Genomic DNA, 14,209 nt, shown 5'->3' with positions numbered 1-14,209 from the left:
GACAGTCTTCATTGCCGTACACCACAGGAGCGAAAAAAGAGGAGCGAGTCCCATGCGCATCGTGATCACCGCGTTCATGAGTCTGGACGGCGTCGTGCAAGCGCCGGGCGGCGCCGAAGAGGACACGGACGGGGGGTTCGCCCACGGCGGCTGGTCGCATCCGTTCTTCGACCCGGAGGTGGTGGGCGGCGTCTTCGCCGACGCGGCGGCCAAGGCCGACGCGCTGCTGTTCGGGCGGCGTACGTGGCAGACGATGGCCGGGGCGTGGCCCGGGCGGGCGGGCGATCCGTTCGCCGACCGGTTGAACGCCCTGCCGAAGTACGTCGTGTCCGAGACGCTGGGCGACGACGAGCTGACGTGGCACAACACCACGCGCATCCCCGGCGACCGGGCCATCGCCCGTGTGCGGGAGCTGCGTGAGACCGACGGCGGCGACCTGTTGGTCATGGGCAGCCCCATGCTCGTACGCGCCCTCCTGCGCGAGGGACTGGTCGACGAGCTCCGGCTCATGGTCATGCCGGTGCTCCTCGGCGGCGGCAAGACGATCTTCCCCGACGGCGGTGTGCTGCGCACGCTCGAACTGATCTCCACCGTCACCAGCGGCACAGGTGTGAACGTATGCACCTACCGGCCGGTCGCCGCGACGTAGGCACGCGATGACCGTCGCATGAACGAGATCGTCCTGATGTCGGATCCGAGTCGACACCCGTGAGCAGGACGGCGGCGCCGGGAAAGCGAGGACGGCCGCGTAAGCGCGGCCGATTCCTGGTCCGTCCGCTCGGGCCTAGGGCGTGTTGCGAGGGGCGTCGCGCCGGGATCCGAACCCCACCATGCCAACGCGCTGGTTGAGGTAATCGAGGGCGAGTCCCACCCCACGAGCGACCCACTGCGCTGCCTTCACCACGGACTCGTCCACCGCATCCTTCTTTCCACAACGTGCGTTTCCCTCTGAGACTCAGCTACCGCCCAGTAGGTTGTCAATGTGACGTTGTCGCAGGTCAAGGCGTGGGCGACGTACTCACCCGGGCGTAACGCCGAGCACCGCCGGCAGCGGGCGGCTGTGCACGATGTCCAGGCGGGACACCGCGCGGGTGAGGGCCACGTACAGCCGGTGCCGGCCCCGCGCCTCCGCCTCCGCGATGGCCACCGGCTCGGCGAGCACGACATGGTCGTACTCCAGCCCCTTCGCCGCCGTCGCGGGCAGCACCGTCACCCGGTCCGTCGAAGCGCCGAGTTCGTCCGGCGTCGCCGTGGCGATACCGGCGGCCGTGAGTGCGGTACGAAGCCGCTCGGCCTCCGGGTCCGCCGCGATGACGCCGATCGAGCCCTCGCGGGTGAGCGCCTTCCGTACGGCCTCGGTCACCCCGCCCGCAAGATCCCGCACCTGACGTATCGTCAATTCCCCGTCCCCGCGCAGGGAACGGGCCGGAGGTACGTCGACATCCAGCGAGGCGAGCAGCCGGTTGGCGAGTTCCACGACGGCTCCTGGGACCCGGAAGCCGGTGGTCAGCGGGGTGACCGTGGCGTCCGGTCTGCCGAGGTGGGCGAGGAGTTCGGGCCAGGAGCGGGCGGCCCAGGGCGTGGTGCCCTGGGCGAGATCGCCCAGCACCGTCAGCGAACCGAACTCCGCACGGCGGGCGATCGCCCGGCACTCCATCGGGGACAGGTCCTGCGCCTCGTCGATGACGATATGGCCGTACCCCTCGGGGTGTTCGATGAGGCACGCGAGCTCGTCGAGCAGCACCAGATCGGCCGCGGACCACGGCAGTTCCCTGGCGGCCCGCGCGGACGGCGCGCCGCCGGGCCGCCCGGTCCGGGTGATCGCCCGCCGCTCCTCGGGGGTGAGGATGGCCCCGGCCGCCGCCTCCGGATCGGCGAGCAGAGCCGCCAGCACCTCCTCGGGCCCCGCCTTGGGCCAGACCGTGTCGAGATACGCGGTGACCGCCCGCGAACCGGCCACCCTCCGCACCCACGCACCGGACTTCGGACCCGCCCGCCGTTCCGCCCGGAGCTGGATCTCCCGTACGGCGCGGCTGCGGACCCGTTCCCTGCCGAGGGCGTACGGGGGCGCCTCGGCCCGTACCTCCTCGACGATCCGGACCAGTTCGTCGAGCCCGAGGCGCCAGCGGTACGAACCGTCCGGGACGGTCAGCGGCTCGGCGGGCGCCGCGACCCGCCCGTACAGCGCCCGGCGGCAGACCTCGGCCATCCGGGCGTCGTGCTTGACGACCGCCGCCGCCTCCGGGTCCTCCGTACGCACCGGATGGCGCGCGATCTCGTCACCCACCGTCGACTGCCGGATGCCGATCTCCCCAAGGGCGGGCAGCACTTCGGAGATATAGGAGAGGAACGTGCGGTTGGGGCCGAGGATCAGCAGGCCGCCACGCTGGATCCGGCGCGGATACGTATAGAGGAGGTAGGCGGCGCGGTGCAGCCCGACGGCGGTCTTGCCGGTGCCCGGGGCGCCCTGGACGCAGACGGACCGGGTGAGGTCGGCCCGTACGAGCTCGTCCTGTTCCGGCTGGATGGTGGCCGCGATGTCACGCATCGGACCGACGCGGGGGCGTTCGATCTCGCCGGTGAGGATCGCGCTTCCGGCCGGCGGCGCCCCGTTCCCCGGGCCGAACCGCTCGCCCGTCACCCACTCATCCGCCAACCGCTCGTCCGCCGGATCCTCGTCCGCCGGATCCTCGTCCGCCGGATCCTCGTCCGCCGGATCCTCGCCCGCCGGATCCTCGCCCGCCGGATCCTCGCCCGCCAACGGCTCGTCCTCCAGGCCGGTCAGATCCTCCGGCGCCCCTTTGCTCCAGGGCGCCCAGCCGAATCGCCGACGCACGGCGACGCCCTGGGGGTCGCGCGCGCTCGCCCGGTAGAAGGCGCGCGAGACGGGCGCGCGCCAGTCGATGACCAGGGGCGGCGCCGAGGGGTGTTCGCTGATCCGGCGCCGGCCGATGTGGTAGCTCTGGCCACTGTGATCGCCGCCCGGCGCCACTGCGAAGTCGAGGCGGCCGAAGAAGAGCGGACTGTCGGGCTCCAGCCGCAATTCCTTGGCGCGGCTGCGCAGATGGCGGCCAAGGACCTCGGCGTCCGCGCCGGAGGCGAAGGCGTTCTCGCCGGTGACGACCTGTTCGTGCGCGTCGTCCACCATGCCGGTCAGCGCGGCGCGGCAGGTCTCGTGGTAGGTCCGTTCGCGATCCAGTTCGCGATCCAGTTCACGGTTGAGGTCACGGTTGAGTTCGCCGTTCATTCCGTCGAGAATAACGTAACCAAGTTAAAAACGTTACCGAGTCTCACACCCGCCCTCCCCCGGCTCGGGCTCACCAGATATTGAGCCCGGAGCGCAGCTGCCCGAAGGCCAGCTCCGCCGCCGCGACGGCGTCAGGACACACCTCCCCGGCGCTCTCCCCCGCCGTGATCCGCCGCCAGTTCTCCTCCGCGAGGACGCGCTGTACGGCGATGATCTGGCCCGAGGCGAGCGCGCCCTCGATCCCGCCGCCGAGGGCCCCGGCCAGCGCCACCTCGGAGCGCCGCTGATACCCGTACAGCCTGGCCACCAGACTCGGCGCCCCGTACAGCAGCCGGTAGTACGCGTGCACCCTGTCGTCGTCATTGAGCCCGGTCACGGGGTCGCGTCGGTCGAGCCCCGCCAGGAAACGCAGCCGCAGGGCGTCGAGCGGGCGTACGCCGTCGGGCCTGCCGGCGACCACCCTGGCCGCCTCGTCCTCGTGGTCGGCGAAGCGGTGCAGTACCAGATCCTCCTTCGTCGGGAAGTACCGGAAGAGGGTGGGCTTGGAGATGTCGGCCGCCGCCGCGACCTCCGCGACCGACACCCGGTCGAAGCCCTTCGCGAGGAAGAGCCCGATCGCGGCTTCGGAGATCTCCTGGTACCGCTGCCGTTTCTTGCGTGCGCGCAGACCGAGGTCCTGATCGTTCATGAGGGCGAAGCGTACGCAGCGCTTGACCTCAACCGGACTTGAAGTTCAAGACTCGTCGCAAGGAATAACGCGAAGGCGTACAGAGTGATGTCGCGACGGTATGGACGGGTGTGATGGATATGCGTGCAGCTCGGGTGACGGCTTTCGGAGGTCCCGAGGTCCTGGTGACGGCCGAGGTGCCGGACCCGGTGGCGGGCCCCGGCGAGGTGGTGATCGGCGTCGCGGTGGTGGACACGGTCTTCGTACAGACGCAGGTACGGGCGGGCTGGGGGCTGGAGTACTTCCCCGTGCTGCCCCCGTACATCCTGGGCGGCGGAGTCGCCGGCACGGTGCGCTCGGTCGGCGCGGGAGTGGACGCCGACTGGACCGGCCGCCGCGTCGTGGCCTCGCTCGGCATCACCGGCGGCTCGGCGGAGCTGGTCGCGACCCCGGTCGAATCGCTGGTGCCCATACCGGACGGGGTCCCGTTCCCGACGGCCGCCGCGGTGTTCCAGGACGCCGTCACCGCCCTGGCCCTGATGGACCTCACCGAGGTGACGGCGGGCGAACGCGTACTGATCACGGGCGCGTCGGGCGGCATGGGCACGCTGATGGTCCAATTCGCCAAGGCCCGGGGCGCGTACGTCGTGGGCGTCGCGCGGGGCGAGCGGAAGACCGCTCTCGTACGGGAGCTGGGCGCCGACGCCGTGATCGACGGCGCCCACGAGGACTGGCCGGCGCGCGCCCGCGACGCGCTCGGCGCGGCGGGCGCCGATGTCGTCCTGGACGGCGTGGGAGGCGAAACGGGCCTGGCGGCCTTCCCGTTGACGGCGGACGGCGGCCGCTTCTCGGCCCACGGCGCACCGACGGGTGCCTTCGCCCCGGTGGATCCTCGCCGGGCGGCGGACCGGAGGATCAGGCTGCTTGCCATCGCGGACGCACAGATCCCGCGGCGGGAGAGCGTACGACTGATGGCGCACGCCCTGACGGAAACGGCGGCGGGCCGCCTGCGCCCGGTGATCGGCGGCACGTTCCCCCTGGACAGGGCGGCGGACGCGCACCGGGCGATCGAGGGCCGCGGCCTGCTGGGAAAGGTCCTGCTGACGATCTGACGGTCAGACGGTCAGACGGTCTGACGGGCTGGCCGACTGACGGGCTGACTGGCTGACTGGCTGAAGGCCCGGGCGGCTGACGGTCAGACGGACTTGACGGGCCGCGCCTGCCCCCGTCTCTCACTCCCCACAGCACCCCCATGGGGCGCACACGAGCCGACCGCGCCTGGGGTACTGCGCCCGCGGTCCGCTCGTGCGCCCTTGACGATCCGGATGAACCACCGTGAGCCTCGTGCTAGTTGGTGCAAGCCACTTCGCACGGGAGGCATCCATGACGCTACGGTTCGTCGGAAAAGACCCTGAGTCGGGAGATCACGGTTCTCCGGCTGTGTGGGTCGATGAGGAGACGAAGGATCTCCTGTTCCAGGGATGGAAGGCCGATGAACAGACGGAGAGCGAAAGCTCGAAAGACGTTCCGATCCCCAGCCACGAAGCAGTGATCCGGGTGCCGAAGCGGATGATCCCGCTTCTCAGGGAGGCTCTTGATGTCGCAGAGCTTGACTAGCTTTGCCGAACTTCTCCGGACGGTTGAGAAATCAGCCGTCCATCTGGAGATGCGCGACGCGTACGGCGTGGAGAACGAGAACGAGGAGTTCGCGGCATGGCGGAAGGGTAAGCGGCTGGATCCCGGCGATCGCGTGGCGTGGTGGCGGCCGTGGCTCGACCTCGTGCGGGACGTCACGAACAAAGGCGTGACGATGCGCCGCGCACGAATCGTCTCGGAGCCTGTGAGTGACTACATCCGCTTTGAGCACCACGGAACGTTCACCAACGTGGCGGCGGGCGAGCAGATTCGTTGGCTCCCCCGGCGCAGCGCCTCGGATCTGTCTCTGCCGGGCAACGATTTCTGGCTGTTCGACGGTCGGTTGGTCCAGTTCAATATCTTTGACGGGGATGGTCGCTGGGTCCATACCGACCAGACGGAGGATCCGGCGGCCGTGCGGCTCTGTGCCTCGGCGTTCGAAGCCGTATGGGAACGTGCCATCCCGCACGAGAAGTACAGCGTCTGATACCGACCGGTCCGGATCATGTCCTCGTCCCCGCTCTCCAGCGTCGAAACGGCACGCGCGGCCGTGGCCGCCCGCCTGCTGGCCATCATGCGGGACGCCGGACTCACCGGGCATGAACTGGCCACGCGCTGCGGCTGGCACAAGTCGAAGTCGTCGCGGATCGCGCGTGGCAGGACACCTCCGTCCGACGCCGACATCCGGGCCTGGTGTACGGCCTGCGGCGCCGAGGATCAGATCGCGGATCTGATCGCGTCGTCGCGGAACGCGGCGTCGATGTACGTCGAGTGGAAGCGGATCCACCGTGACGGAATGCGCCGCGTCCACGAACAGACGGTGCCGCTGTATCAGCGAACTCGTCACTTCCGGGTCTACGCCTCCAACCTCGTTCCGGGGATGCTCCAGACGTCCGAGTACGCCACCGGCCTACTGCGTTCCATCACCGACTTTCAGCGGACCCCGGACGACGTGGCCGAGGCCGTACGCGCCCGGCTCAACCGTTCCCGCGTCGTCCGGCAGGGCGACCACCGGTTTGCCCTGCTGCTCGAAGAGGCGGTGCTTCGCTACCGCGTCAGTGACGACGCCGCGATGGTAGGCCAGCTCAGCCATCTGCTCTCTGTGATGGCGCGGCCGAACGTCTCGCTCGGGGTGATCCCGTTCAGCACTCGTCGTACGGTGTGGCCGCTGGAGGCGTTCTACGCGTTTGATGACGCTCAAGTCGCTGTCGAGACGCTGACAGCGGAAATCAATGTGACCGCTCCCAGCGAGATCCGCACGTACCTCAGAGCCTTCGGGGACCTCTCGAAGATTGCGGTATTCGGCTCCGAGGCCCGGAACCTCATCACAGAGGCGGTCGACTCACTCGGGTGAATCGCTGCAACCGCGTGCAACAACGTGGACCGGCAATTTCCGTGCCTCGTAGCGTCATTGGCATGACGGACGACGAAGTCTCGCGCAGGCTGAAGCTGGTCGGTGGCGCACGTCTGGACGGCGACAGGATCGCCGTCTCGGCGATGCTCTTCAAAGGGCCCGTGCACCTCTCGACCGAGGAGGTGTCCTTGAGCATCGACGATGCCTCGGTCCTTCAGGCGGTGGCCCCAGATAGACAGGGAGATGCCTGTGAACCTTTCCGGCCCTGAGCGCGTCGATCGGTACGAGACGCGCGTCCCGGATGCCGAGGGGTGGAGGGGCGTTCCGTTCCGCCACCCGGCAGAGGTGGAGGCGGACGGCGGTAAGCACGACGGGGGCCCGATGCCGCCGGAAGCGCCGCCTGTCCCGCAACCGCAGGAGGGAGACGGCGGCGAGTAGCGCGGCCGTCCCGCCCCGTCCCTCGCTCCCCGGCTACTCCCGGGCGCGAGCGCCCGCCGCCCCCTCAGGCCCCGCCCCCTCCGCCCCCGTCTCCTCCGGTCCCGTCCCCTCCGGCCCCGTCCCCGTCCCCCGTCCCCGTCCCCCGGCCCCGTCTCCGTACCAGCACCTCGACCCCGTCCAGCACGCGGTCGAGGCCGAAGGTGAACTCCGTGTCCGGGCCGTCCTCGCCGTCCAGGCCGCCGGCCGCCAGCAGTTCGGCGACCGCCGGGTAGCGGGCCGGGTCGGCCAGTCTGCGGAGGGTGTGTTCGTAGCCGGCCATGACCTGCTGGGCCGAGGAGCCGCTTGCCTTGATGGCCGTGTCCAGGTCGGACATCAGCGTCGCCTCGTTCCGTACGAAGCCGCTGACCAGCAGGATCACCGATATTTTCGTGCCGTCGTCCAGTCCCGTACCGGCCAGGGCGTTGAGGCCGCGCTCCCACCACGCCACCGAGTTGGGGGTCGCGGGCGGGCCCGAGATCGGGATGCGCAGCGCCCAGAGGTTGCGGTGGTACGCCGCGCGCTGCGTCCAGGCCCATTGGGACAGCGCCTCGCGCCAGCCGGTGCCGGGCTCCGGCGGGGGCGGGGGCTCGCCCACGGCCGCTTCGTGCATCAGGAGGTACAGCTCGTCCTTGGCGGCGACGTAGCGGTACAGCGACATCGTGGAGACGCCCAGTTCCTTGGCGACCCGCCCCATGGAGACCGCGCCAAGCCCTTCCGCCGCCGCGATCGCGACCGCCGCGTCGACGATCCGCGTCAGGCCGATGCCGGGCTTGGGCCCCTTGGCCGGGCGTTCGCGCAGTCCCCAGGCGGCCTCGATGCTGGCGGGCAGCCCCGTACCGCCACCGCCGCCACCACCGCGACCACCGCCGCCGCCCCCCTCACCCTCACCGTCATCGCGGTCCGTCATCGTCTCCGCCCTCCTCCGCCCGCTCCCCGCTTGACGTCCATCCTAGTAATGCGTAACCCTTACACAGTAACGCGTAGGCCATACGCAGTAGATCGTCGGCAGGTCGTCAACGGGCCGGCGGCAGCATCAGGGGGGATGACCATGACCGCACAACCGGCCATCGAGGCCACCGGCCTCGAAAAGTCGTACGGAAAGGGAACCGCGCGGGTGACAGTCCTGCGCGGGATTGATCTCCGCGTCGAACGCGGCACTGTCTTCGCGCTCCTCGGCCCCAACGGCGCGGGCAAGACAACGGCCGTACGGATCCTCACCACCCTCACCACCGCCGACAGCGGCACCGCCAGGGTCGCCGGGTACGACGTCGTCGCCGACCGGCGCCGGGTGCGCGGCGCCATCAGCCTGACCGGGCAGTTCGCCGCCGTGGACGAGAAACAGACCGGCGAGGAGAACCTCCGCATGATGGCCCGCCTCAGTGGGCTCTCCAGGGCCGACGCGCGCCGCCGCGCCGCCGGGCTCCTCGACCGGTTCGGCCTCGCCGACGCGGGCGGCCGGCTCGCCGTCACCTACTCCGGCGGCATGCGGCGCCGGCTCGATCTGGCCGCCGGTCTGGTCGGCAACCCCGAGGTGGTGTTCCTGGACGAGCCGACCACCGGCCTCGACCCCCGCAGCCGCCAGGAGCTGTGGCAGGTCGTACGGGATCTCTCCGCGCGGGGCGCCACTGTCTTCCTGACCACCCAATACCTGGAGGAGGCCGACCAGTTGGCGGACCGAATCGCGGTGGTCGACCACGGTCTGGTGGTCGCCGAGGGTACGGCGGAGGAGCTGAAGAGCCGGGTCGCGGGCCACCGCCTCGATCTCGTACTGACCAGCCACGAGGCCTATCTCCGCCTCGCGTCCCGGGCCGTCCACCACGCGCCGGAAAACCTCACACTCGGGCTGCCGACCGACGGCACCGCCGCGCGGGTGCGCGCGCTGCTGGACGAGATCGACCCGGACGGTACGGAGGTGGCGCGCTTCGCGCTCCGCGGCGCCACCCTCGACGATGTCTTCCTCGCGCTGACGGGCGCGACCCCGACGACCGGCCACCACCGGACGAAGCAGGAGCCCACCCATGTCTGACGCGCTCGCGTCCTCCCGTACCCACGCCCTCACGATGGCCGGCCGCGGCATCCGTCTCAGCAGGCGCAATATCGACGCCGTCATCACCGCGATGATGCTGCCGATCATGCTGATGCTGATCTTCGTCTACTTCTTCGGCGGCGCCATCGACACCGGTACGGACTACGTGACCTACGTCGTCCCCGGCGTCCTGCTCCTCTGCGCCGGCTTCGGCTCGTCGAGCACCGCCGTGAGCGTCAGCGAGGACATGAAGGGCGGGATCATCGACCGCTTCCGCTCCCTCGACCTCGGCGGCGCGCCGATCCTCGCAGGACATGTGACGGCGAGCGTCGCCCGTAACGTCGTCTCGACGGCACTCGTCCTCGGCGTCGCCCTCCTGATCGGCTTCCGCCCGTCGGCCACCCCCGCCGCCGCGCTCGCCGCCGCCGGCATCCTGTTCGCCTTCATCGTGGCCATCTCCTGGCTCTCGGCGGCGATCGGCCTGCTCGCCAAGTCCCCGGAGGCGGCGGGCGGGTTCACGTTCTTCATGATGTTCCTGCCCTACCCGAGCAGCGCCTTCGTCCCGATCGACACCATGCCGGACTGGCTCCACGGCTTCGCCGACCACCAGCCGGTCACGTCGGTCATCGAGTCCCTGCGCGGGCTGCTGCTGGGACTGCCCGTCGGCTCGGCGCCATGGGTGGCGCTGGCGTGGTGCACCGGGCTCCTGGCGCTCGCGCTCGGGCTGTCGGGGGTGCTGTTCAAGGTGCGGACGGCGTAAGAGGCCGCGCGGATAGGGGGCGGCGCCGCGTGCCGATGGACGGCGCCCCGGCCGCCCCGGGGGGTGCCGTCGAGCAGCGGCATCGCGCGCCGTCAGAAGACGTCCGGGCACCAAGGGCGTCGCGCCGTACGGAACAGCGTCTCCGCGACCGCCGCCGCCCCCGGCCGCTCCTCGGTCAGCAGACCGAGCGCCGCGAGCCGCACCGCCGACTCCTCCCCCAGGTACAGCGAGCCCAGCTCCCGTACATCCAGGGCGATGTCCGGCGACTCCGTGGTCGGCGCGCAGACCCCGCCCGCCGGCGTCCCCTCCAGCCGGAACCGGCCGCCCGCCAGACCGTCCCTGTCGTGGATCTCCAGCGTCAGCGTGGCCGGCACGGCGTACGTACGCGCCTCCAGGGCCCGTACGCTGTCGAGGATCCGTACCCACAGGAAGTCCGCCTGCGTCACGATCCGCGCCGCGCGGGGGTCGGGAAGGAACCGGGGCAACAGATCGTCCGTGGCGCGGTGCCCCGTCCTGACCGTGGTGACCCAGTCGATCGAGCAGACGAAGTGCCACAGCGCGCGCTCCGCCGCCGGGGTCAGCGCGATCAGCTTCCGTACCGACGCGGTGTTCAGCGGCTGCTTGGCGTCGCCCCAGTTGTCGTCGGAGGCGTAGGTGACCAGCCCCTCGATCTCACCCGCCGCCGAGCGGTACACCGCGTTGAAGGGCTCCGTCCAGGGCACACCGGACGGCACCTGACCGGTTGCGACCCCCCACCAGCGCTCGTCACGGTCGATCGCGCCGTGCTGGTGCACCCGGAAGCGCTCATGCAGTTCGGGGCCGAGTTTCCGTACCTCCGCGAGGTCGACCAGATCGATCCTGCCGCCGTCGTCTGGCCCCGCCCACCGCGGATCAAGTCCCGTACGCGCCACATCGATCGACCACTCGGTGACCCCGGCGGCGGGGCCGAACCCGTATCGCCCGTAGATCGGGTACTCGGCGGCGATCAGCGTGGCGACGGCGTCCCCGCGCTCCTTCGCCGCCGCCAGATCCGCGGCCATCATCCGGCTGAGCAGCCCGCGCCGGCGGTGGGTGGCCGACACGGTCACGTTGCTGATCGCGTCAGCGGGGAGTACGGCGCCGCCGACGACCGTCAGTTCCTGTGCGAAGGACCGGAAGGTGGCGACGCAGCGTCCGTCGTCGAACGCGCCGCGCGTACGGGCCGGCTCCAAGTGCGCCGTCCGCGCGACCGCCGAATCGTCCCAGACGCCCGGCGCCCGCAAAAACCCGGTGGCCAGGGCGCGCTGCCAGTCGGGGAACTCGGATTCGGTGACCGTACGAATGTCGACAGAGCTCATGACCGTCACGCTAAGCGGTCGCGGCGGCCCACCGCATCCGGATTTTCACCGGCTCACCAGCCGCAGAGGTCTCGGAGGCCTCAGGGGCCTCAGGGGCCTCAGAACGCCGCGCGCACCGCGCCGACCTCCACACCGCCGCCCAGCAGCGGCGCCCGCCCGATCCGGCCCAGCACCTCCGCCTCCACCCCCAGCAGTTGGAGTGCTCGCGTCAGCACGGGCCCCAGCGCCCGGCTCCCGCCGTCGTCGATCTTGAAGGCCAGCGCACGGCCGTCCGGCAGCGCCACCGCCTGCACCGCCTCCGCGCCCGTCTTGGCGAGCGTGCCCGGCATCTCCGTCATCAGCCACGTGTCGGACCTGCGCGTCCCCCCGACGTACTCGGGGTGGGCGCGCATCGCGTCCGCCACCCGCCGCTCGGCCGACCCCGGCGCCGCGAGGACGAAGTGGCGGAAGGCGCGGGCGAGACCGGTGAGGCTGATCGCCATCAGCGGGGCGCCGCAGCCGTCCGTACCGATCGTGGGGACCCGCTCGGCCGCCGTCTCCTCGATGACCGTCCGGACGAGCTTCTGCACCGGATGGGCCGGGTCCAGATAGCTCTCCGTCGGCCAGCCGTTGCGTACGCAGGCCGCCAGCATCGCGGTGTGCTTGCCCGAGCAGTTCATGACGATCCGCTCCCGCACCCCGCCACCGGCGAGATACGCCTCCGCCTCGACCCGGTCGAGCGGCAGATCGGGCGGCGTGCGCAGATCGTCGGCCGTCAGCCCGTGCTCGGCGAGCATCGTACGGACGAGTGCGAGATGGAACCTCTCGCCCGAATGGCTCGCCGCCGCCAGCGCCAGCCGCTCCCCGGACAGCTCCACCCCGGCCCGCAGCACGGCCGCGGCCTGCATCGGCTTGTTGCTGGAGCGAGGGAAGACCGGGGCCTCGGGGTCGCCGAGCTCCAGCTCGACCGTGCCGTCCGCCGCCAGCAGTACCAGCGTTCCCCGGTGACTGCCCTCGACAAAGCCTGAACGTACGACTTCGGCGAGTACCGGCGGTACGGCCGACGATATGGCGTGGGAACTGGAGGACATCATCGGCCTTCCGGGACTGGGGGCACCCGCTCGCGCGGTCCGGCGCGGATCGGCACGGATCCGCGGGGATCCGCACGGATCCACTGTGATCAGCGGGCGGTTGGGACGGTACGGATCAACACGGAATCAACACGGAGTCAGACGGAATCACTACGTCAGCAGGTCGTCCACCTGGGCTTCACCCTCACGGTACCTGCGGGCGATCTCCGCGCTGCAGTTGTCCGCCGTTCGCTGCAACTGATGACGGCGGCGCGAGAGCTGCTGCTCGTTGCGGACCAGCCGCCCCATCGCCGTATGCAGCTCCTCGTCCGTACGGGCCGCCAGGTCCGACAGCTCCACCTCGGCGAGCGTCTCGGCGGCCAGCAGGCGGTACTCCTCGCTGCGCGGTGTGGAGAGCGTGACATGGCGGGCGGACGAGCGGTGGCGTGAAGGAGAGTCGGTCAGGATCTCCGACAGCCGGTCGACCACCCGGGTCTCGGGGGCGGTACGACGGGCCAGTTCGGCCCGCAGGATGTCGATCCTGCCCTGGAGCAGCCGCCGCAGATAGCTCAGATCGGCCTCGTCCCGCTGCGAGTCACGGCGCAGCGCGCGCAGTTCGGGCAGCCGCAGCACACCGAAGTCGTACGGCCGGGGCGCGGGCAGCGTGCCCTCAGCGCCGGTCCGCTGCACGGGTGGCCGGAGCCCCCCGCTCCCCGGACCGGTTCCCGGCCCCGCCCCGGCCGGCCCCGCCGCTCCGGGCCCGGCCGCTCCTGGCCCGTGGCCCGTGCCCGGACCGGCGGCCGGTCCGCTGCCTGTCCCGGTGGTCGTACGGGTCGTCGGTACGGGACCGGGCGGCTGCCCGGCGCCAGATGTGCTCATCGCGCGTACTTCCCCTCACTCCGCTGGAGAGACCCCTGCCCCTATCCGCTGGGAACCCCCATCCCTCGACAGGTACGCAGCACGCACCGCCTCCGTGCATCGTGCCACTCCCACGGCCGCGCGTGCGGGCACTCCGCACCCGTTCGGCCCCCGATAGGTTGGTCCGTATGCGTGCGGTGGTGCAGAGAGTCGACGGCGCGAGCGTCGTGGCAGTGACGGAGTCCGGGCCGGAATCCGTCGGCGAGATCATCGGTGAGGGCTTGTGTGTGCTGGTGGGAGTCACCCACGAGGACACGGTGGAGCAGGCGGAACGGCTGGCCCGCAAGCTCTGGTCGATACGGATGCTGGAGGGCGAGAAGTCCTGTTCAGAGGTGAACGCCCCGCTCCTCGTGATCTCGCAGTTCACTCTCTACGGGGACGCCCGGAAGGGCCGCCGACCCACCTGGAACGCCGCGGCCCCCGGCTCGGTGGCCGAACCGCTGGTCGACGAGGTGGTGGCACAGCTGCGGGCGCTGGGAGCGAAGGTGGAGACGGGCCGGTTCGGAGCGGACATGCGCGTCTCGCTCACGAATCACGGCCCGTTCACGGTGCTGCTGGACATGTGAGACGCGGTACGGGAGGAGGCGGCCCGTCCACACCCCGTCGATCCTGTCCACCCCGTCCACGTCACCCGGGAACCAGGACCGGACCGGGACCGGGACAAGGACCGGGACCGGGACAAGGACCAGGACCGAGACAGGGACCAGGACCGGGACAGACACAGGGACAGGGACCAGGA

Annotated in this window: 15 protein-coding genes; 9 read left to right on the top strand and 6 right to left on the bottom strand. The window is 70.9% G+C overall.

Annotated elements, in window-relative coordinates:
• Positions 1–52: 52 nt before the first annotated feature.
• Complete coding sequence (locus tag ACFRMN_RS25635; RefSeq protein ID WP_383023179.1) at positions 53–649, top strand: dihydrofolate reductase family protein; 597 nt, start codon at positions 53–55, stop codon at positions 647–649.
• 369 nt (positions 650–1,018) lie between these two features.
• Here ACFRMN_RS25635 and ACFRMN_RS25630 read toward each other — a convergent pair whose 3' ends face one another.
• Both ACFRMN_RS25630 and ACFRMN_RS25625 read right to left on the bottom strand, forming a co-directional pair.
• Positions 1,019–3,247, bottom strand: a complete 2,229-nt coding sequence (locus tag ACFRMN_RS25630; RefSeq protein WP_383023178.1) for a HelD family protein — start codon at positions 3,245–3,247, stop codon at positions 1,019–1,021.
• Positions 3,248–3,317: 70 nt separating this feature from the next.
• On the bottom strand, positions 3,318–3,935 hold the full coding sequence (locus ACFRMN_RS25625; protein ID WP_383023176.1) for a TetR/AcrR family transcriptional regulator: 618 nt from the start codon (positions 3,933–3,935) through the stop codon (positions 3,318–3,320).
• A gap of 113 nt (positions 3,936–4,048) precedes the next feature.
• On the opposite strand from ACFRMN_RS25625, the gene ACFRMN_RS25620 reads away from it, so the two are divergent.
• The 5 genes from ACFRMN_RS25620 to ACFRMN_RS25600 all read left to right on the top strand — a co-directional run bounded on the left by ACFRMN_RS25620 (position 4,049) and on the right by ACFRMN_RS25600 (position 7,172).
• Positions 4,049–5,026, top strand: a complete 978-nt coding sequence (locus ACFRMN_RS25620) for a zinc-binding dehydrogenase (RefSeq protein ID WP_383023174.1) — start codon at positions 4,049–4,051, stop codon at positions 5,024–5,026.
• A 271-nt stretch (positions 5,027–5,297) separates the two neighbouring features.
• Positions 5,298–5,531 (top strand): hypothetical protein, encoded by a 234-nt coding sequence (locus tag ACFRMN_RS25615; protein WP_383023173.1) that lies wholly within the window; start codon positions 5,298–5,300, stop codon positions 5,529–5,531.
• A complete protein-coding gene (locus ACFRMN_RS25610) occupies positions 5,512–6,036 on the top strand; it encodes a DUF6879 family protein (RefSeq protein ID WP_383023171.1) in 525 nt (174 codons plus the stop codon). Before ACFRMN_RS25615 ends, ACFRMN_RS25610 begins: the two co-directional genes overlap by 20 nt.
• A gap of 18 nt (positions 6,037–6,054) precedes the next feature.
• The gene (locus tag ACFRMN_RS25605) at positions 6,055–6,903 is read left to right on the top strand and encodes a helix-turn-helix domain-containing protein (RefSeq protein WP_383023169.1); all 849 of its coding nucleotides are present in this window, start codon (positions 6,055–6,057) and stop codon (positions 6,901–6,903) included.
• Between the two features lie 62 nt (positions 6,904–6,965).
• Positions 6,966–7,172, top strand: a complete 207-nt coding sequence (locus ACFRMN_RS25600) for a hypothetical protein (protein ID WP_383023167.1) — start codon at positions 6,966–6,968, stop codon at positions 7,170–7,172.
• 233 nt (positions 7,173–7,405) lie between these two features.
• Here the strand turns inward: ACFRMN_RS25600 and ACFRMN_RS25595 are convergent, their stop codons facing one another.
• A complete protein-coding gene (locus ACFRMN_RS25595) occupies positions 7,406–8,287 on the bottom strand; it encodes a TetR/AcrR family transcriptional regulator (protein WP_383023165.1) in 882 nt (293 codons plus the stop codon).
• 141 nt (positions 8,288–8,428) lie between these two features.
• Between ACFRMN_RS25595 and ACFRMN_RS25590 the strand changes: the two genes are divergently transcribed.
• Entirely contained in the window at positions 8,429–9,406 is a 978-nt protein-coding gene (locus ACFRMN_RS25590; RefSeq protein WP_383023164.1) for an ATP-binding cassette domain-containing protein, read from the top strand.
• A complete protein-coding gene (locus ACFRMN_RS25585; protein WP_383023162.1) occupies positions 9,399–10,166 on the top strand; it encodes an ABC transporter permease in 768 nt (255 codons plus the stop codon). Before ACFRMN_RS25590 ends, ACFRMN_RS25585 begins: the two co-directional genes overlap by 8 nt.
• Positions 10,167–10,258: 92 nt before the next feature.
• On the opposite strand, the gene ACFRMN_RS25580 is transcribed toward ACFRMN_RS25585, so the two are convergent.
• From ACFRMN_RS25580 to ACFRMN_RS25570, 3 genes are all read right to left on the bottom strand, one after another.
• On the bottom strand, positions 10,259–11,503 hold the full coding sequence (locus ACFRMN_RS25580; RefSeq protein ID WP_383023160.1) for a GNAT family N-acetyltransferase: 1,245 nt from the start codon (positions 11,501–11,503) through the stop codon (positions 10,259–10,261).
• Positions 11,504–11,601: 98 nt separating this feature from the next.
• Positions 11,602–12,576 carry an asparaginase gene (locus tag ACFRMN_RS25575; RefSeq protein WP_383023159.1) on the bottom strand — a complete coding sequence of 325 codons (975 nt, stop codon included), beginning with the start codon at positions 12,574–12,576 and terminating at the stop codon, positions 11,602–11,604.
• A 147-nt stretch (positions 12,577–12,723) separates the two neighbouring features.
• On the bottom strand, positions 12,724–13,431 hold the full coding sequence (locus ACFRMN_RS25570) for an ABC transporter substrate-binding protein (RefSeq protein ID WP_383023157.1): 708 nt from the start codon (positions 13,429–13,431) through the stop codon (positions 12,724–12,726).
• 167 nt (positions 13,432–13,598) lie between these two features.
• Here ACFRMN_RS25570 and dtd point away from each other — a divergent pair, with 167 nt between their 5' ends.
• Entirely contained in the window at positions 13,599–14,036 is a 438-nt protein-coding gene (gene dtd, locus ACFRMN_RS25565; RefSeq protein ID WP_383023155.1) for a D-aminoacyl-tRNA deacylase, read from the top strand.
• The last annotated feature ends 173 nt before the right edge of the window (positions 14,037–14,209 follow it).

Source organism: Streptomyces sp. NPDC056835 (genome assembly GCF_042789485.1).
In the GTDB taxonomy this organism is placed as follows: domain Bacteria; phylum Actinomycetota; class Actinomycetes; order Streptomycetales; family Streptomycetaceae; genus Streptomyces.
Note: the sequence above shows the minus strand (reverse complement) of the source record. Positions and strands in the feature narration are given on the sequence as shown.

Coding starts and splice junctions, on each gene's coding strand:
- ACFRMN_RS25635 (WP_383023179.1), top strand. CDS start 53: ATGCGCATCGTGATCACCGCGTTCATGAGTCTGGACGGCGTCGTGCAA.
- ACFRMN_RS25630 (WP_383023178.1), bottom strand. CDS start 3,247: ATGAACGGCGAACTCAACCGTGACCTCAACCGTGAACTGGATCGCGAA.
- ACFRMN_RS25625 (WP_383023176.1), bottom strand. CDS start 3,935: ATGAACGATCAGGACCTCGGTCTGCGCGCACGCAAGAAACGGCAGCGG.
- ACFRMN_RS25620 (WP_383023174.1), top strand. CDS start 4,049: ATGGATATGCGTGCAGCTCGGGTGACGGCTTTCGGAGGTCCCGAGGTC.
- ACFRMN_RS25615 (WP_383023173.1), top strand. CDS start 5,298: ATGACGCTACGGTTCGTCGGAAAAGACCCTGAGTCGGGAGATCACGGT.
- ACFRMN_RS25610 (WP_383023171.1), top strand. CDS start 5,512: ATGTCGCAGAGCTTGACTAGCTTTGCCGAACTTCTCCGGACGGTTGAG.
- ACFRMN_RS25605 (WP_383023169.1), top strand. CDS start 6,055: ATGTCCTCGTCCCCGCTCTCCAGCGTCGAAACGGCACGCGCGGCCGTG.
- ACFRMN_RS25600 (WP_383023167.1), top strand. CDS start 6,966: ATGACGGACGACGAAGTCTCGCGCAGGCTGAAGCTGGTCGGTGGCGCA.
- ACFRMN_RS25595 (WP_383023165.1), bottom strand. CDS start 8,287: ATGACGGACCGCGATGACGGTGAGGGTGAGGGGGGCGGCGGCGGTGGT.
- ACFRMN_RS25590 (WP_383023164.1), top strand. CDS start 8,429: ATGACCGCACAACCGGCCATCGAGGCCACCGGCCTCGAAAAGTCGTAC.
- ACFRMN_RS25585 (WP_383023162.1), top strand. CDS start 9,399: ATGTCTGACGCGCTCGCGTCCTCCCGTACCCACGCCCTCACGATGGCC.
- ACFRMN_RS25580 (WP_383023160.1), bottom strand. CDS start 11,503: ATGAGCTCTGTCGACATTCGTACGGTCACCGAATCCGAGTTCCCCGAC.
- ACFRMN_RS25575 (WP_383023159.1), bottom strand. CDS start 12,576: ATGATGTCCTCCAGTTCCCACGCCATATCGTCGGCCGTACCGCCGGTA.
- ACFRMN_RS25570 (WP_383023157.1), bottom strand. CDS start 13,431: ATGAGCACATCTGGCGCCGGGCAGCCGCCCGGTCCCGTACCGACGACC.
- dtd (WP_383023155.1), top strand. CDS start 13,599: ATGCGTGCGGTGGTGCAGAGAGTCGACGGCGCGAGCGTCGTGGCAGTG.